Annotated in this window: 18 protein-coding genes; 14 read left to right on the top strand and 4 right to left on the bottom strand. The window is 70.9% G+C overall.

What is annotated here, in order from left to right; all coding sequences use genetic code 11:
• Positions 1-197: 197 nt before the first annotated feature.
• The 7 genes from TTY48_RS14820 to TTY48_RS14790 all read left to right on the top strand — a co-directional run bounded on the left by TTY48_RS14820 (position 198) and on the right by TTY48_RS14790 (position 8,522).
• Positions 198-2,468, top strand: coding sequence for a carbon starvation CstA family protein (locus TTY48_RS14820; protein WP_220658214.1), 2,271 nt, complete (start codon positions 198-200; stop codon positions 2,466-2,468).
• Complete coding sequence (locus tag TTY48_RS14815; protein ID WP_220658213.1) at positions 2,429-2,629, top strand: YbdD/YjiX family protein; 201 nt, start codon at positions 2,429-2,431, stop codon at positions 2,627-2,629. Before TTY48_RS14820 ends, TTY48_RS14815 begins: the two co-directional genes overlap by 40 nt.
• Before the next feature lie 83 nt (positions 2,630-2,712).
• Positions 2,713-4,164, top strand: a complete 1,452-nt coding sequence (locus TTY48_RS14810; RefSeq protein WP_220658594.1) for an Ada metal-binding domain-containing protein — start codon at positions 2,713-2,715, stop codon at positions 4,162-4,164.
• Positions 4,161-4,670 carry a methylated-DNA--[protein]-cysteine S-methyltransferase gene (locus tag TTY48_RS14805; protein WP_220658212.1) on the top strand — a complete coding sequence of 170 codons (510 nt, stop codon included), beginning with the start codon at positions 4,161-4,163 and terminating at the stop codon, positions 4,668-4,670. The genes TTY48_RS14810 and TTY48_RS14805 overlap by 4 nt, the downstream gene beginning before the upstream one ends.
• On the top strand, positions 4,667-5,908 hold the full coding sequence (locus TTY48_RS14800) for an AI-2E family transporter (RefSeq protein WP_220658211.1): 1,242 nt from the start codon (positions 4,667-4,669) through the stop codon (positions 5,906-5,908). Before TTY48_RS14805 ends, TTY48_RS14800 begins: the two co-directional genes overlap by 4 nt.
• Positions 5,909-5,944: 36 nt before the next feature.
• A complete protein-coding gene (locus TTY48_RS14795; protein WP_220658210.1) occupies positions 5,945-7,033 on the top strand; it encodes a DNA recombination protein RmuC in 1,089 nt (362 codons plus the stop codon).
• Between the two features lie 67 nt (positions 7,034-7,100).
• The gene (locus TTY48_RS14790) at positions 7,101-8,522 is read left to right on the top strand and encodes a DUF6542 domain-containing protein (RefSeq protein ID WP_220658209.1); all 1,422 of its coding nucleotides are present in this window, start codon (positions 7,101-7,103) and stop codon (positions 8,520-8,522) included.
• A gap of 21 nt (positions 8,523-8,543) precedes the next feature.
• Here TTY48_RS14790 and TTY48_RS14785 read toward each other — a convergent pair whose 3' ends face one another.
• On the bottom strand, positions 8,544-8,705 hold the full coding sequence (locus tag TTY48_RS14785; protein ID WP_220658208.1) for a DivIVA domain-containing protein: 162 nt from the start codon (positions 8,703-8,705) through the stop codon (positions 8,544-8,546).
• Positions 8,706-8,745: 40 nt separating this feature from the next.
• Positions 8,746-9,696 carry a 4-hydroxy-3-methylbut-2-enyl diphosphate reductase gene (locus TTY48_RS14780; RefSeq protein ID WP_220658207.1) on the bottom strand — a complete coding sequence of 317 codons (951 nt, stop codon included), beginning with the start codon at positions 9,694-9,696 and terminating at the stop codon, positions 8,746-8,748.
• A gap of 60 nt (positions 9,697-9,756) precedes the next feature.
• On the opposite strand from TTY48_RS14780, the gene TTY48_RS14775 reads away from it, so the two are divergent.
• From TTY48_RS14775 to TTY48_RS14765, 3 genes are read left to right on the top strand one after another with little or no spacing between them, the layout of a single operon-like run.
• The gene (locus tag TTY48_RS14775; RefSeq protein ID WP_220658206.1) at positions 9,757-10,395 is read left to right on the top strand and encodes a lipid droplet-associated protein; all 639 of its coding nucleotides are present in this window, start codon (positions 9,757-9,759) and stop codon (positions 10,393-10,395) included.
• Positions 10,392-11,696, top strand: coding sequence for an exodeoxyribonuclease VII large subunit (gene xseA, locus TTY48_RS14770; RefSeq protein WP_220658205.1), 1,305 nt, complete (start codon positions 10,392-10,394; stop codon positions 11,694-11,696). The genes TTY48_RS14775 and xseA overlap by 4 nt, the downstream gene beginning before the upstream one ends.
• The gene (locus TTY48_RS14765) at positions 11,693-11,905 is read left to right on the top strand and encodes an exodeoxyribonuclease VII small subunit (RefSeq protein WP_220658204.1); all 213 of its coding nucleotides are present in this window, start codon (positions 11,693-11,695) and stop codon (positions 11,903-11,905) included. The genes xseA and TTY48_RS14765 overlap by 4 nt, the downstream gene beginning before the upstream one ends.
• On the opposite strand, the gene TTY48_RS14760 is transcribed toward TTY48_RS14765, so the two are convergent.
• Positions 11,906-12,523, bottom strand: coding sequence for a DUF4245 domain-containing protein (locus tag TTY48_RS14760; protein WP_220658203.1), 618 nt, complete (start codon positions 12,521-12,523; stop codon positions 11,906-11,908). It lies immediately after the preceding gene.
• A gap of 121 nt (positions 12,524-12,644) precedes the next feature.
• Between TTY48_RS14760 and glpX the strand changes: the two genes are divergently transcribed.
• The gene (glpX, locus tag TTY48_RS14755; protein WP_220658202.1) at positions 12,645-13,667 is read left to right on the top strand and encodes a class II fructose-bisphosphatase; all 1,023 of its coding nucleotides are present in this window, start codon (positions 12,645-12,647) and stop codon (positions 13,665-13,667) included.
• Positions 13,668-13,733: 66 nt separating this feature from the next.
• Positions 13,734-15,152, top strand: coding sequence for a class II fumarate hydratase (locus tag TTY48_RS14750; RefSeq protein WP_220658201.1), 1,419 nt, complete (start codon positions 13,734-13,736; stop codon positions 15,150-15,152).
• 6 nt (positions 15,153-15,158) lie between these two features.
• Here the strand turns inward: TTY48_RS14750 and TTY48_RS14745 are convergent, their stop codons facing one another.
• Positions 15,159-15,707 carry an NPCBM/NEW2 domain-containing protein gene (locus tag TTY48_RS14745; protein ID WP_220658200.1) on the bottom strand — a complete coding sequence of 183 codons (549 nt, stop codon included), beginning with the start codon at positions 15,705-15,707 and terminating at the stop codon, positions 15,159-15,161.
• Positions 15,708-15,865: 158 nt separating this feature from the next.
• Here TTY48_RS14745 and TTY48_RS14740 point away from each other — a divergent pair, with 158 nt between their 5' ends.
• The gene (locus tag TTY48_RS14740) at positions 15,866-16,522 is read left to right on the top strand and encodes a hypothetical protein (RefSeq protein ID WP_220658199.1); all 657 of its coding nucleotides are present in this window, start codon (positions 15,866-15,868) and stop codon (positions 16,520-16,522) included.
• Between the two features lie 79 nt (positions 16,523-16,601).
• Positions 16,602-17,198, top strand: a complete 597-nt coding sequence (locus tag TTY48_RS14735) for a bifunctional 2-polyprenyl-6-hydroxyphenol methylase/3-demethylubiquinol 3-O-methyltransferase UbiG (RefSeq protein ID WP_220658198.1) — start codon at positions 16,602-16,604, stop codon at positions 17,196-17,198.
• The last annotated feature ends 7 nt before the right edge of the window (positions 17,199-17,205 follow it).

Here is a 17,205-nt window from a genome sequence, read left to right as displayed (position 1 = left end):
GCATCGGACACATCAGATGTTCGGCGCGCCCGGACGTCACCCTCCCGGACGTCTCCCGCGCAAGCCGCACCCGGCCACGGACCCGCGCGCCGCGCACCGTCGCTCCCGAGCCGAGGAAGCCGATTCCCCGACACCCGGGGCGGCCGGATGAAACGATGACCACTGCGCATCACCACTCGTCCCCACCAGGAGGCCTCGTGTCAGCTCCGACCGCTCCGTCGACCACGGAGACCGACGGCGACATCACGTACGTCCGCACGGATCCGGCGCAGCCGCCGGTCGCGATCATCGATCGCAGCCCGATCACCACCAAGCACAAGCTGATCTTCGGCGCCATCGCGCTGCTGGGCGCCGTCGCCTGGGCGATGATCGCGCTGGCCCGCGGCGAATCGGTGAACGCGGTGTGGTTCGTGCTCGCCGCGGTATGCACGTACGTGGTGGGGTACCGCTTCTACGCGCGCCTCATCGAGCTGAAAGTGGTGCGCCCGCGTGATGATCACGCGACGCCCGCCGAGGTCCTCGAGAACGGCACCGACTACCTGCCCACCGACCGGCGGGTGCTGTTCGGGCACCACTTCGCCGCCATCGCCGGCGCCGGACCACTCGTGGGCCCGGTGCTCGCCGCACAGATGGGTTACCTGCCCGGCACGATCTGGATCATCGTGGGCGCGCTGGTCGCCGGCTGCGTGCAGGACTACCTGGTGCTGTGGGTCGCCACCCGGCGGCGCGGCCGCTCGCTGGGCCAGATGATCCGCGACGAGCTCGGTCCGGTGGGCGGCGCCGCCGCGATCATCGGCATCGCGGCGATCATGACCATCCTCATCGCCGTGCTCGCGCTGGTCGTGGTGCAGGCCCTCGGCCACAGCCCGTGGGGCGTCTTCTCCATCGCCGCCACCATTCCGATCGCCCTGTTCATGGGCGTGTACCTGCGCTACCTCCGCCCGGGGCGGGTGTCCGAGGTCTCGCTGATCGGCTGCGTCCTGCTGCTCGCCGCCGTGATCGGCGGCCGCTACGTGGGCGAGAGCAGCTGGGGCAAGGAGCTGTTCACGCTGACCCCGGTGCAGCTCAGCTGGGCGATCATCATCTACGGCTTCGCCGCCTCCGTGCTGCCCGTATGGCTGCTGCTGGCCCCGCGCGACTACCTCTCCACCTTCATGAAGGTGGGCACCATCGTGCTGCTCGCCGTGGGCATCCTCATCGCGCGCCCCCTCATGGAGGCCCCGGCGGTGTCCGACTTCGCCACCCGCGGTGACGGTCCGGTGTTCGCCGGATCGCTGTTCCCCTTCCTGTTCATCACCATCGCCTGCGGCGCCCTGTCCGGCTTCCACTCCCTGGTCAGCTCCGGCACCACGCCGAAGCTGCTGGAGAAGGAGGGCCAGATGCGGTTGATCGGCTACGGCGGCATGCTCACCGAATCCTTCGTCGCGATCATGGCGCTGATCACCGCGTCGATCATCAACCAGCACTTCTACTTCGCGATGAACGCGCCGATCGCCAAGACCGGCGGCACCGCGGAGACGGCCGCCACCTACGTCAATTCCCTGGGACTGAGCGGAGATCCGATCAGCGGAGAGCAACTGTCGCAGGCGGCCAAGGACATCGGCGAGGAATCGATCGTCTCCCGCACCGGTGGCGCGCCCACGCTGGCCTTCGGCATGTCGGAGGTGCTGCACCAGGTGTTCGGCGGCTCCGGGATGAAGTCCTTCTGGTACCACTTCGCGATCATGTTCGAGGCGCTGTTCATCCTGACCACCGTGGACGCGGGCACCCGCGTGGCACGGTTCCTGGTCTCCGACGCGCTGAGCAACCTGGGCGGCCCGTTCAAGCGCCTCAAGGACCCCAGCTGGCGCGTCGGCGCCTGGGCCGCATCGCTGCTCGTGGTGGCCGGCTGGGGCAGCATCCTGCTGATGGGCGTGACCGACCCGCTGGGCGGCATCAACACGCTCTTCCCGCTGTTCGGCATCGCCAACCAGCTCCTGGCCGCGATGGCGCTCACCGTGGTGGTCGTGGTGGTGGTCAAGAAGGGCTACTACAAGTGGGTCTGGATACCCGCGATACCGCTGGTCTGGGACCTCATCGTGACCATGACCGCATCCTGGCAGAAGATCTTCAGCTCCGACCCCGCGGTGGGCTACTGGAAGCAGCACAGCAACTTCAAGGCCGCTGCCGAGGCCGGAAAGACCTCCTTCGGTTCCGCGAAGACACCGGAGGCCATCGACGCCGTGGTCCGCAACACCTTCATCCAGGGCACGCTGTCGATCGTCTTCGCCGTGATGGTGCTGGTCGTGGTGATCATGGGGGTGTGGACCATCTACCGCACCGTGACCGGCAACGGTCGCCCGCTCACCGAGGAGGAACCGGTGCCGAGCCACCTGTTCGCACCCAGTGGACTGATACCGACACCCGCCGAACGGGAGGTGCAAGCGCAGTGGGACGCACAGGGAGTGGCCCGATCCTCCGGGCACTGAAGGCCGTCCGCTGGTACGTGGCGTCCGTGATGGGCGACAACCACTACCAGCGGTACCTCGCGCACCGTCGGGCGACGCATCCCGGGGAACCCGTGATGACCGAACGGGAGTACTGGAAGGCCCGGCACGACGGTGCGACGGTGACCGCGCGCTGCTGCTGAGCAGGCACATCACGGTGGTGTCCGAAACCCGCTAGCGCACGGTCCGGTGGGGTGCCAGAGTCGAAGCCGTGACCACCAGCTCGATCCACCTCGACTTCGACCGGTGCTACCGGGCGATCGCCGGCCGGGACGCCCGGTTCGACGGCCAGTTCTACACGGCCGTCGCCACCACCGGCATCTACTGCCGGCCGTCCTGTCCGGCGACCACGCCGAAACGGGAGAACGTCAGCTTCCACCTGACCGCCGCCGCCGCGCAGTCGGAGGGCTACCGCGCCTGCCGGCGGTGCCTGCCCGACGCCGTTCCCGGCTCGCCGCGCTGGAACCTCGAATCCGATCTCGCGGCCCGCGCCATGCGCCTGATCTCCGACGGCACCGTCGACCGCGCGGGCGTCCCCGGCCTCGCCGAACGGCTCGGCTACAGCCCCCGCCAGCTCACCCGGGTGCTCACCGCCGAACTCGGCGCCGGCCCGCTCGCACTGGCCCGGGCGCACCGCGCCACCACCGCTCGCATCCTCATCCAGAGCTCGTCGATGCCCTTCTCCGACATCGCCTTCGCCGCCGGGTTCTCCTCGATCCGACAGTTCAACGACACCATCCGCGAGGTCTTCGCCCGCACCCCGTCGGAACTGCGCTCCTCCGGCCGCGGCGCACCGTCGGCCACCGGAACCCTGAGCCTGCGACTGGCGCTGCGCGGCCCGTACGCCACCGGATGGGTGCGGTGGTTCCTCGGCGCGCACGCGGTGACCGGACTCGAGCACCTCGACGGTGACCGCTTCACCCGGGTGCTCAGCCTGCCGGGCGGTGACGGGATCGCCACCGTCGACCTGTCCACCGTTACAGAAGGATTCATCCGCGCGACGCTCTCGCTGGCCGCGATGAGCGACCTGTCGGTCGCGGTCACGCGGCTGCGGCACCTCCTCGATCTCGACGCCGATCCGATCGCCGTCGACGACGCCCTCGCGGCGGATCCACACCTCGCCCCGCTCGTCCGGGCCACCCCCGGAATCCGCCTGTTCGGGTGCGTCGACCCCGCGGAACTGCTGCTGCGCACCATGATCGGGCAGCAGATCTCGATCGCCGCCGCCGCGACGCACCAGGCCCGGCTGGTGCGGGCCCTCGGCGCGGAGGTCGACGATCCCGAGGCCCGCGTGACCCACGCCTTCCCGGCCGCCGCCGTGGTCGCGGACCGCGGCGGCGAGGTGCTCACCGGTCCGGCGGCGCGGGTCACGGCGATCCGCTCCGCCGCCGCGGAGCTCGCCGAGGGCCGACTCGTGCTGCATCCCGGCATGACCCGGTCCGACGCCCGCGAGGCCCTGCTCCGCCTCAAGGGCGTCGGCCCGTGGACCGCCGACTACGTGGCCATGCGCCTGCTGGCCGATCCCGACACCCTGCTCGCCTCCGACCTGGTGGTCGCCAAGGGCGCCACCGGGCTCGACCTCGACATCACCGCGAACCACTGGAGCCCGTGGGGCAGCTACGTCTCGCTGCACCTGTGGAACCACGCACTGACCACCTCGGACCGGAAGGCACCATGACCACCTACAGCACCACCCTCGACACCCCCGTCGGGCCGTTCACCGCCGTCGTCGACGCCGACGGGGCCGTGCTCGCCTCGGGATGGACCGCCGACACCGCGGACCTCGTGCCGCTGATCCACACCTCGCTGCGCCCGCGCACCGTCGAACCACGGAGCGAGCTGGGCGCGGTGACCGCCGCCGTGCGCGCCTTCCACGCCGGCGATGTGACGGCGATCGACGCCGTCCCCGTCCGGCAGCGGTCGGGCGAATTCATCGATCACGCGTGGCAGGTGCTGCGCACCGTGAAGCCCGGCGAGCCGGTGACCTACACCGAGTACGCCGAACTGTCCGGCCGCCCGGCAGCGGTGCGAGCAGCCGGAATGGCCTGCGCCCGGAACGCCGCCGCACTGTTCGTCCCGTGCCACCGCGTGCTGCGCACCGACGGCACGCTCGGCGGATTCCGGTGGGGACTCACCGTCAAGGAATGGCTGCTCGGCCACGAGGCACTTACGATCGCAGCGTGAGCGAAAACAGCGAGGGCGACTCCCCCACCCCATCGGCGGCCAAACCGACCCGCAGCGAGGTGTACGGCGATGCGGGCCGCTGGCTGGCGTCGTGGAGCATCCGCATCGTCGCGGTGGCCGCGATGCTGTACGTGGTGGTGTGGGTGATCGGCGAATTCTGGTCGATCCTGCTCCCGGTGATGCTGGCCGTGCTGCTGTGCACCGTGCTGTGGCCGCCGGTGCGCTGGCTGCGCGACCGCGGCTTTCCACCGGCGGTGGCCACCGCCACGGTGCTCCTGCTGGCGCTCGCCCTGCTGGGCGGGGTCATCGGCGCGATCGCACCGTCGATCACCAGCCAGTCGCAGCAGATCGCCGACAGCGCCGTGGCCGGCGTGCGCAAGATCCAGGAGTGGGTCCAGGGCCCGCCGCTGAACCTGCAGGACGAGCAGATCAGCAAGTTCGTCACCTCCATCACGCAGAAGCTGCAGTCGAGCGCCGAGTCGATCGCCTCGGGCGTCTTCACCGGTGTGAGCGCCGCGGGCTCCGTGGTGGTGGCCGTGGTGATGGTGGCGATGCTCACCTTCTTCTTCCTCAAGGACGGCGACAAGTTCCTGCCGTGGATGCGCCGCCACTCGGGCACCCCGGTCGGCGATCACCTCGTGGAGCTGCTCAGCCGCATCTGGACCACTCTCGGCGGGTTCATCCGCACGCAGGCACTGGTGAGCCTCATCGACGCCGTGTTCATCGGCCTCGGCCTGGTGATCCTCGACGTGCCGCTGGCCTACGCCCTCGCGGTGATCACCTTCCTCGGCGGGTTCATCCCGATCGTCGGTGCCTTCGTGGCCGGCGCCCTGGCCGTGGTGGTGGCGCTGGTGACCAACGGCTTCACCACCGCGCTGCTGGTGCTGCTCGTGGTGATCGCGGTGCAGCAGTTGGAGGGCAACGTGCTCTCCCCGATGCTGCAGTCGCGGTCGATGAACCTGCACCCCGTGGTGGTGCTGCTGGCGATCGCCTTCGGCGGCACCCAGTTCGGCATCATCGGCGCCTTCCTCGCCGTGCCGGTGGCCGCCGCACTCGCCGTGCTGTTCCGCTACCTCGGCGAGCTGGTGGACGACAAGACCGGCGAGACACCGCCACCGGAGCCCGAGGCGCCGGCGAAGCCGGGCTTCAAGGACCGGATGCTCGCCAAGCTGCGACTGTCCGAGCCCGCCGCGGACGCGGACCTCGACCCCGCCGGCCCCGCCGCCAAGGCGGACTGACCCGAACTTGTCAGTCGGGTCGGCCATGCTGGCGCCATGGACCTCACCTGCCTGCTCGTCGCGATCCTCGCGCTGCTGGTCGGCCTGGCCGCCGGAGTGATCCTCGCCCGCTACCTGCCGGCCCGTACCGCACCGGGGGCGGGCGGCCCGTCGGCCTCGCCCGAGGCGCTCGCGGGCCCGGTGGGCGTGCTGCTCGCCCCGCTCCGGCAGACGCTCGACGCGCTCGGCCACGAGTTCGCCGTGGCCGAGCGCAGCCGCGTCGCCGCCTTCGCCGGCCTGCGAGAGCAGATCGGCACCGTGGCCCGCACCAGCGAGGCGCTGCGCGCCGAGACCGCCACCCTGCGCTCGGCGATGAAGTCCTCCACGGTGCGCGGGCGCTGGGGCGAGCTGCAGCTCGAACGGGTCGTGGAGCTCGCCGGGCTGAGCCGGCACTGCGATTTCTCCACCCAGGTGGCCGGCGCCGTGGGCGGGGAACGGGTGCGTCCCGACCTGGTGGTGCACCTGGCGGGCGGCCGCGACCTGGTGGTCGATGCGAAGGTTCCGCTGGACGCCTACCTGCAGGTGCTCGAGGCGCCGCCGTCCGAGCACCCCGCGCTGCTCGCCGATCACGCCCGCCGGTTCCGCTCGCACGTGGTGCAGTTGTCGGGGAAGCGGTACTGGGACGCCATCGGCTCACCGGAGCTGGTGGTGATGTTCGTGCCTGCCGAGGCCTTCCTCGACGCCGCACTGCAGGCCGACCCCGATCTGCTCGAATTCGCCCTGGACCGCAATGTGGTGCTCGCCACACCCACCACCCTGATCGCAATGCTGCGCGCGGTGGCCCTGGCCTGGCGGCAGCACGCCCTCGGTGAAGACGCCGAACGCATCCACGCCCTGGGCCGCGAACTCAGCGAACGGCTCGACGTGCTCAACAATCACTTCTCGTCGCTCGGATCCGCGCTGACCAGGGCCGTCGACGCCTTCAACACCACCGTCGGCTCGTACAACGCGCGGGTGGGCGTCACCGCGCGGCGGCTGGCCGACCTGGCCTCGATGCCCGACGGTGCGCGCGACGACCATCCGGGGCTCGACGCTGCGCCGCGCGCGGTTCCCCACGGTGCACATTCTCGGATCTCACAGCTGTAGCCGGTACGGTTCTCTTGTGTCGAAGTTCCCCCCGTCTCGCTCCCAGGTACCGGTAGACGAGCGGTCCGTGCTCGCAACCGTGCCCGGACTGCCCTGGTGGGGCGCGATCCTGACCCTGCTCGCGTTCACCGCCGTGGGACCACTCGTGTCCGACCGGTTCGCGGGAAGCAATGCCGGCGTGCTGTCGATCGCCGTGGGCGCGGTGCTCGCTGTGCTCGCCGTGCGCAACCGCTCGCTGTTCACCGCGATGGTCCAGCCGCCGCTGGTGATCGCCACTGCGATCCCCGCGTACCGCTGGTTCGCGATGCCCGAACCGCGCAGCACCAGCAAGATCCTCACCGAGGTGATGTTCCCGCTGGTCTCGCTGTTCCCCTGGATGTTCTGGATCACCGTGGTCGTCGTGGCCATCGGCGCGGCGCGGCTCGTGCTGTACCGGCGCCTCACCGCCGCCGCCCGGACCGCGCAGCGCAGCAGCCAGCCGAGTACCGGACGGACCACGGCCAAAGCCGGCGCGAAGGCGGCGGGCGCCACGGGCACCGCGGCCAAGCGCGGCGACGACCGCACACCCGAATCGACCGGACTGCCGCTGGGTGAGCGGCTGCGCGCCGCGTTCGCCCGGTTCCGCACGCCTGCCGCCGCGACGGCTCCCGCGGCCGCGCTGGCCGCCCCCGGTGGCACCGCCGGCCGCACCGAGCGCCACCAGTCGCGGGCCGCCTCGTCGGCGCCGCGCTCCGCGCGCCGTCCCGCCCGGGACGCCGTCGATCCGGTGCCGCCGCGCGCGACGCCGCGACGCGAGGAGCCCGCGGCACCGTCCACCCAGCGCAACCGTGTGGTGCGGCCCGACTCCGTGCTGCCGCCGCGTCCCCCGGTCGCTCGTCCCGACGCCGAGGACCGCCGCACCGATTCCGGGCGTCAGCCCCGGCCGCGGCCGCTCACCGACGGTCCGCTGGTCGCCCGCAGGGATCCGCTGCGCGAGCGTGATGTGCGGGAGCCGCGGGAAGCGCCGCGCCGCGTGCAGCGGGATGCGCCCCGTCCGCCCCGGTTCCGTGACGCCGGTCGCGATGCGGTCGCCGCCCGCGAGCCGCAGTCCGGGCCTCGGCGCGCCATCCCCCGGCCGGAATCGCGCGACTACCGCCGTGAGGCCCGCGATCTCGATCGGGCCCGCGATGTCGAACCGCCGTCGAAGCCGCGCGCCGAGCGCGAACGCCCCCGGCTCCCGCGCGACGATTACGCGTCGCTGCCCCGGGTGTCCGGTGGCCGCGCCGCCCAGCCCGATCTGCCGAGCCTGTCGCGGGACGCCGATCGTCCGGGTCGCCGCGGTCAGGATGCGCCGTCGCTGCCGGGGAAGTACGAGCACTACCGCGCGCCGCGGTACCGGCCGGTGCAGGACGAGAAGCCGGTGGAGACGGATTACCGGGCCGATTTCGAGGACGACGGCTCGTCGGGTTCGGTGCCGCGGCAGATCCGCCGGCACCGCTACAAGGACTGACGACCGAGCCTACGAGGGGCGCTAACGGCCCTCGTAGCGCGCGAGCCGCGCGTGCAACTCCCGGAGGGACTCCTCGACCCGATCGAGGAAAGCGTCGACCTGGTCCTCGTTGTAGCCGCGTTTTCCGATCGGCGGCTTGCTGAAGGCGACCCCGCGGACCTCGTCCGGCGTCAGAGGATTCATACGATCAACTATATTGCATGTCCGCGATCGCGGATACGGGTCAGGCCTTGGCGCGCGGACGCAGCTCGCGCGGCAGCGCGAAGACCAGCGTCTCGTTGGCGGTGGTCACCGTCTCGACCTGGCCGAAGCCCTCGTCCGCGAGGTACTCGACCACGCCCTTGACCAGGATCTCCGGCACCGAGGCGCCCGAGGTGATGCCCACCGTCTGCACGCCGTCCAACCACGCCGGATCGATCTCCCGGGCGAAGTCGATCAGGTGTGCGGCGCGGGCGCCGGCCTGCAGCGCGACCTCGACCAGCCGCACCGAGTTCGACGAGTTCCGCGAGCCCACCACGATCACCAGATCGCACTCGGGAGCCATGGCCTTGACCGCCACCTGACGGTTCTGGGTGGCGTAGCAGATGTCGTCGCTGGGCGGATCCTGCAGCTTGGGGAACTTTTCGCGGAGGCGGCGCACCGTCTCCATCGTCTCGTCCACCGAGAGCGTGGTCTGCGAGAGCCAGACGATCTTGTCCTCGTCGCGGACGGTGACGTTGTCGACCGCGTCCGGACCGTCCACGAGCTGCACGTGCTGCGGCGCCTCACCCGCGGTGCCCTCGACCTCTTCGTGCCCCTCGTGGCCGATGAGCAGGATGTCGAAGTCATCGCGCGCGAACCGCTTGGCCTCCTGGTGCACCTTGGTGACCAGCGGGCAGGTGGCGTCGATGGTGCGCAGGCTGCGCTGCGCGGCGCCCTCGTGGACCGCCGGCGAGACGCCGTGCGCCGAGAACACCAGGAGCGAGCCCTCGGGCACCTCGTCGGTCTCGTCGACGAAGATCACGCCCTTGTCCTGCAGCGTCTCCACGACGTGCCGGTTGTGCACGATCTCCTTGCGCACGTACACCGGGGCGCCGTGCTTCTCGAGGGCCTTCTCGACCGTCTCGACCGCTCGATCGACGCCGGCACAGTAGCCGCGCGGCTCGGCCAACAGGACGCGCTTGCCAGAAGTCATGTCTCCAGGCTACGGCACCTGGCGGTGTGATGAGACCCCCGATGAGGCACCCTGTAGGGCATGAGTCGTTTACCGTTCGTGCTCCGCGTGGCGGTCGGGGCCGTGGCGCTGGCCGCCGAGAAGGGCCAGGAGATCGCATCGGGCGCCGTGAGCGCGCCGATCACGCTGGGCAGCATGTCGGCGCAGGCGTTCATCCGCATGCAGCAGGACCTGGCCGAGCTCGCCGTGCGCGGCGATCACACCCTGGAGACGATCTTCCCTCCCAAGGAGGAGGAGCAGCCGGAATGGGCCACCTTCGACGACGACGAGGACGTCGACGTCGATCTCCCGTCCGCGCCCGCCGTGCCCTTCGGCACGGTGCGCCCCGGCGCGGAGAAGGCCGAGAAGAAGGCCGAGGAGGCGCCCGCGACGAGCGCCCCGGAGCCGGAGCAGCCGGAGGCGGCACCGTCGGGCGCCGGACGGTACGCGCTCTACAGCTCCCCCGCGCCGTCGGCGGCCGCACCCGGTCCGGACACCGCCGACCTGGACCTGCCCGATGCGGTGCGCCGGCTCGACTACCCCGAGCTCACCCTCGCGCAGCTGCGCGGCCGGCTCGCGAGCCTGTCGAGCGACGATCTGGCGGCGCTGCTGGCCTTCGAGCGTGAGCACAAGGCGCGGGCCCCGTTCCTCACGATGCTCGAGAACCGCCTGAATCGGTGACGACTCCCCCGGCCCAACCGAACACGGCACAGCTCGGCGCGGCGAGCGGCGGCGCATCGACCGCGGAGCAGCCCTGGCCCGTGCGTGTGGTCTCGATGAAGGTCGCGCAGTGGATCGACCGGCTCGGCGAGGTGTGGGTCGAGGGCCAGATCACGCAGCTCAACCGGCGCGGTGGCGGCACTGCGTTCCTGGTGCTGCGCGATCCGTCGGCGAACGTCTCGCTGCAGGTCACCTGTCTTCCGGCGGTGCTCGATCGGTCCGAGGTGCCGCTCACCGAGGGCACCCAGGTGATCGTGCGCGGCAAGTTCAGCTACTGGACCGGGCGCGGCAGCCTGTCGCTGCGGATCACCGAGATCCGCGCCGTGGGCGTGGGTGAGCTGCTGGCCCGGATCGAGCGGTTGCGGCAGCTGTTGCACGCGGAGGGCCTGTTCGATCCGCGGCTCAAGCGGCCGCTTCCCTTCCTGCCGCGCACCGTCGGACTGGTGACGGCGCGGGCCAGTGCCGCCGAACGGGATGTGCGGTCGATCGCCGAGGGCCGGTGGCCCGATGTGCGGATCCGCGCCGAGTACTCCACCGTGCAGGGGCCCACTGCGGTGCCCCAGCTGTTGACCGCGCTGCGCGCGCTGGACGCCGATCCCGAGGTGGACGTGATCATCCTGGCCCGCGGCGGCGGCAGCGTGGAGGATCTGCTCCCCTTCTCCGACGAGGCCCTGTGCCGCGCCGTGCACGCCGCACGCACGCCGATCGTCTCCGCGATCGGGCACGAGCCCGACAATCCGCTGTGCGATTTCGCCGCCGATGTGCGGGCCGCCACCCCCACCGACGCCGCCAAGCGGGTGGTCCCGGACGTGCTGGCCGAGCGGGACCGGGTCGCCGAGCTGCGCGATCGTGCCGCGGCCGCCCTGCGCGGTTGGGTCGGTCGCGAGGTACGCGCCCTGGAGGCGATCCGCTCCCGGCCCGCGTTCGCGCACCCGCACCGCCTGGTCGACGACCGCGCCGACGACGTGGACCGGCTGCGCCGGGACGGGCGCCGGGACGTGCGCCGGCTGCTGGACCGCGAGGCCGACGGTGTGCGGCACCTGGCGGCCCGGCTCACGGCGCTGGGCCCGGCGGCGACGATGGCGCGCGGCTACGCGATCGTGCAGAAGGTGACGCCCGACGGGGAGAACCCGGTGGTGCGTGGCATCGACGAGATCGCGCCCGGCACCCAGCTGCGGGTCCGGCTGCCCGACGGTGCCGCGAAGGCGGCCGTGATGGGCGTGGAGAGACTGGCGACGAACACCGAGGAGACCGACGAGTGAGCGACGATGTGACGCCCGTAGCCGAGCTGGGCTACGAGCAGGCCCGCGATGAGCTGTCCGAGGTGGTGCGGATGCTCGAACAGGGCGGACTCGACCTGGACGAGTCGCTGAACCTGTGGGAGCGCGGCGAGGCCCTGGCCAAGCGCTGTGAGGAGCATCTCGCGGGCGCCCGCGAGCGCATCGAGAAGGCGCTCGGCGAGGCGGACTGACTAGCGCGGGCCGGGCAGGGGCGACGGTGCCGCGGTGCGCGGCAGCGGCGTCTGATCCTGGACCAGGCTCGCGAGATCGGTGAACCGCGGCACGGTGGCGCCGCCGTAGAGCACGAGGACGGTGCCGTCGAGGTCGAGCGACCATGCGTTGCGGCCCTTGTCGTTGGGGCCGTACACCTGCCAGGTGCGTCCCCCGACGGGCATGCTGCCGCTGGGCTTGGTCTTGCTGCCGTACACCGATTCCACCACCGCGTCGGCGGGTGCGTTGGACTGCGAGAGCTGCAGCGAGTTCTTCTCCGGTGTCACGTAATTCACGGTGAAAACGGTGCCGCCGGCGATCTGCTGATCGCGGGTGGCGGTGGCCTTCCAGCTCTCCGGTACCCCATTGGCGACGCCCTCGCCCGCCGGCATCCGCACGGGGAATCCGAGGTTCGCGGCCGACAGTTCGTAGACCGGCTTGGGGTCGATCGCCGCGACCGTCTCGTCCTTCGGATCGGCACCGAAACCGAACAGGAAGTTCTGCGAGGCGAACACGGCGAGCAGGCACAGCGCGATCAAGGGCACCATGGTGAGCACCAGGTCGCGACGGCTCTGCAGGATACGGGGTTTCTGTGCCACGGTCTCCAGTATCCCGAAGGCCCGGATCGGCCGTCGAGGCGGCATCGATCAGGGCATGGAAGAATCAGCCCCGAGCCGGGGCGCGTGGGCGCGTCACCGTCAACCTGACGAAGGGATCCGCATGTCCGATACGCACGCCGACGGCACCACCTCGACCCCCATCGCGCCGGATCGAAATCTCGCGATGGAGCTGGTGCGAGTGACCGAGGCGGGCGCGCTGGCCGCGGGACGCTGGGTGGGTCGCGGCCAGAAGGAGTCGGGCGACGGCGCGGCCGTGGACGCGATGCGGCAGTTGGTCTCGACGGTGTCGATGAGCGGCGTCGTGGTGATCGGCGAGGGCGAGAAGGACGAAGCCCCGATGCTCTACAACGGCGAAGAGGTGGGCAACGGCTTCGGTCCGTCGACCGATGTCGCCGTGGACCCGGTGGACGGCACCACCCTGATGGCCAAGGGCATGCCCGGGTCGATCGCGGTGCTCGCGGTGGCCGAGCGTGGCGCGATGTACGACCCGTCGGCCGTCTTCTACATGAACAAGATCGCCGTGGGCCCCGAGGCCGCCGGCGTGATCGACATCCAGGCCCCGATCGCCGACAACATCGCGAAGGTGGCCAAGGCCAAGGGCATCAAGGTCTCCGATGTCACACTGACAGTGCTCGACCGCCCCCGGCACGAGCAGCTGATCGCCGACATCCGGGCCACCGGCGCCATCGTGCGGCTCATCTCCGACGGTGACGTGGCCGGCGCGATCGCCGCGGCCCGCCCGGAGGCCAAGACCGACATCCTGGTGGGCATCGGCGGCACGCCCGAGGGCATCATCGCCGCGGCCGCGCTGCGCTGTATGGGCGGCGAGTTCCAGGGCACCCTGGCGCCCAGCTCCGATGAGGAGAAGCAGCGCCTGGCGGATCTGGGCATCGACCCGACCGAGGTGCTCACCACCACCGATCTGGTGCGCGGCGACCACGTCTACTTCGCCGCGACCGGCGTGACCGACGGCGATCTGCTGCGCGGCGTGAAGTACCGCGCCGACGGCGCCACCACGCAGTCGATCGTGATGCGCAGCAAGTCGGGCACCGTCCGGATCGTGGACGCCACGCACCGCCTGGGCAAGCTCAAGACCTACGCCCCCATGTTCGGCGAGAGCTGACCGCGCCGCGAGAAGTAGCACACATCCAGTAACCCCGGCCGCGGCGCCGGGGTTACTGTCTTAGGTATGGCTAAGAATGATGGTTCGCCGCAGGGCGAGTACCGGATCGAACACGACACCATGGGTGAGGTGCGGGTGCCCGCGGCCGCCCTGTGGCGCGCGCAGACGCAGCGCGCGGTGGAGAACTTCCCGATCAGTTTCCGGCCGCTGGAGCGCGCGCAGATCCGCGCCATGGGGCTGCTGAAGGCGGCGTGTGCGCAGGTCAACAAGGACCTCGGACTGCTGGCCCCGGAGAAGGCCGAGGCCATCATCGCGGCCGCGCAGGAGATCGCCGACGGCGAGCACGACGATCAGTTCCCGATCGACGTCTTCCAGACCGGCTCGGGCACCAGCTCCAACATGAACGCCAACGAGGTGATCGCCTCGATCGCGGCGGCGAAGGGGGTGCAGGTGCACCCGAACGACGATGTGAACATGTCGCAGAGCAGCAACGACACCTTCCCCACCGCCACCCACGTGGCGGCGACGGAGGCCGCGGTCACCTCGCTCGTCCCGGCGCTGGAGCACCTGCACGCCGCGCTCGCCGCGAAGGCCGAGCAGTGGCGCACCGTGGTCAAATCGGGCCGCACGCACCTGATGGACGCGGTACCGGTCACGCTGGGCCAGGAGTTCGGCGGCTACGCGCGGCAGGTCGAGGCCGGGATCGAGCGGGTGCGCGCCACCCTCCCCCGGGTCGGTGAGGTGCCGATCGGCGGCACGGCGGTGGGCACCGGCCTCAACGCTCCGGACTACTTCGGCAGCAAGGTGGTCGCCGAGTTGGTGAAGCTGACCGAGGTCGAGGAGATCACCCTGGCCAAGGACAATTTCGAGGCGCAGGCGGCGCGCGACGGCCTGGTGGAGCTGTCGGGGGCGCTGCGCACGGTGGCGATCTCGCTGACCAAGATCGCCAACGATGTGCGCTGGATGGGTTCCGGCCCGCTCACCGGCCTCGGCGAGATCGCGCTGCCCGATTTGCAGCCCGGTAGCTCGATCATGCCCGGCAAGGTGAATCCCGTTCTGCCCGAGGCGGTGACGCAGGTCGCCGCGCAGGTGATCGGCAACGACGCGGCGGTGGCGTGGGGCGGCGGTAACGGCGCCTTCGAGCTCAACGTGTACATCCCGATGATGGCGCGCAATGTGCTGGAGTCGGTGAAGCTGCTGACCAATGTCTCGGTCCTGTTCGCGGACAAGTGCATCGCCGGCCTGCAGGCGCACGAGGAGCGGCTGCGCACCCTGGCCGAATCGTCGCCGTCGATCGTGACGCCGCTGAACTCCGCCATCGGCTACGAGGAGGCGGCCGCCGTCGCGAAGCAGGCGCTCAAGGAGGGCAAGACGATTCGCCAGACGGTGATCGACCGCGGCTTGATCGGCGACAAGCTCTCCATCGAGGAGCTCGACAGCCGGCTGGACGTGCTGAAGATGGCGAACGTCGACCGCAAGCGCTGACGCCGGTCAGGTGAGCGATGCCGCCCCGATCGCCCCGTACGGGGTGCCGGCCGGAGTGCATCTGCCGTCGGTGGCCAGAGCCGAGACGGTCAGCGAGGCGGCTCCGGCGAGGGGTATCGCCAATGCCGCGGGCTGATCGTCACGGTCCAGTGTCTGTGCGAATCGCGATTGGCCGTCTACCAGGATCTCGATCCGCACCTGCAGCTCCTCCGGGGTGTGCGGTTGCAGGCCGAGAGTGCCGGTGAGCGTGCTGAATTCGCCTGCGAGGCGGTAGATCGCGGCGGACGCGGTGCCCTCGCAGCCCACCCATATGCCGGTCGCACCGGGGTAGGTGGCGCCGCCCAGGACGGCGGTGAGGGCGCGCCCCGTGTCGCCGCCGGCGTTCGCGGACGAGAGCCGCGCGTACAGCGGCGTCCCGGTGGGCGTCGCGCGCTCTGCGGACGCAGGAGCGGCCACGGCGCTCGATCCGTGCTCCGTCCGGTGCGCGCCGTCGCTCGCCGAGGACTGCGAACCGCACCCGGCGACGGCGAGCGCCAGGGCGCACGCGATCGGCATGAGCGGCCTTCCTCTTTTCACGCCGAACAGCCTAGTGCGCGTGCCGACGGTGCGCGGCGCCTCGACCCGCGCCGCCGAAGTACGCCGATAGGTCGTAGGTCGCCCGATCCGCCCCGACCCGCTAGGTTGGATCGCAAACAATCGATCGAAGGGTGACCGTGAACGCGCATACTCGTAAGACCATCGCCAAGATCCTCTCCAACCCGGCGCCGCGCCAGCTCAAGTGGAAGGACTTCGTCCACGTCTGGGACGACGTCGCGGACAGCGTGGAGTACGAGAAGGGCGATCGTCTGGTGGTCCACATCAACAACGAGCGCGTGTTGTTCCACCGTCCTCACAACGACGTCGTGTCCATCGACGACATCGAGCGCGCCCGGCCGCTGCTGCGTGCCACCCAGGAGACCTCCGATGCGGGAACGCTGCTGGTGGTGGCAATCGACACCAAGCGGGCGCGGCTGATCGACTACGACCTCGACTCCGCTCGCACCTCCAAGGAGGAGAAGGACCTGCGCAACAGCGACCCGCGGGCCCGCCGGATGCGCGCCGTGGAGCGCAAGACCGGCAACGACGACGAGCAGGTGCTGGTCACCTACTTCGACAAGATCGCCGCGACCCTCGCCGAGGATGAGCAGTCCTTCGTGGTGCTCGGCCACGGCGGCGGCAAGTCGGACATCGGCGCCGAGTTCATCGAGCGGCTGCGCAGCCACCACCCCCAGGTGGCCGAGCACCTCGCCGGCTCCGGCTACATCGACCTCAGTGCCGCCACCGACACCGATATCGAGAAGAAGGCCATCGAGGTCCTGCACGGCGAGTAGTCGCCGCACCGTCGAGCGCCGGGCCGGAGAGCATCCGCGGCCCGGCGCTCGTTTCGGCTCCACGGGTAGGTTCGAGTCCATGAGCACTCCGCGATGGTTCACCGACACGAAGGACGGGCACAGCGAGTGGTACATCGAGCGGTTCCGCTCGATGGCCCGCGAGGGCGCGGACCTGTCCGGCGAGGGCCGGTTCGTGGACGCGATGGTCGGTCGCGGCTCACGCATCCTGGACGCCGGCTGCGGGCCCGGCAGGGTCGGCGGTTACCTGCACTCGGTGGGCCACGACGTGGTCGGCGTCGATGTGGACCCGAAGCTCATCGCGGCCGCGCAGGCCGACCACCCGGGCCCGCACTGGATCGTCGAGGATCTGTCGGCGCTCGATCTGCCCGCGCAAGGTGAGGCCGAGCCCTTCGACGCCATCGTGTGCGCAGGCAACGTGCTCGTCTTCGTGGCGGAGGGAACGGAAACCGCTGTGCTGCGGAACTTCCGGAAGCACCTGAAGCCCGAGGGCTTCGCCGTGATCGGCTTCCACACCGACCGCGGACTGAGCCCGCAGCAGCTGGACCGCTACGCCGCCGACGCCGGCCTGCGCACGGATCTGCGCCTGGCCACCTGGGACATCAAGCCCTGGCACGACGGCGCGGACTTCGCCGTCACCATCCTCCGCCCGGCCTGAGCCTGGG

This window comes from Tsukamurella sp. TY48 (assembly GCF_019656655.1).
In the GTDB taxonomy this organism is placed as follows: domain Bacteria; phylum Actinomycetota; class Actinomycetes; order Mycobacteriales; family Mycobacteriaceae; genus Tsukamurella; species Tsukamurella strandjordii.
Note: the sequence above shows the minus strand (reverse complement) of the source record. Positions and strands in the feature narration are given on the sequence as shown.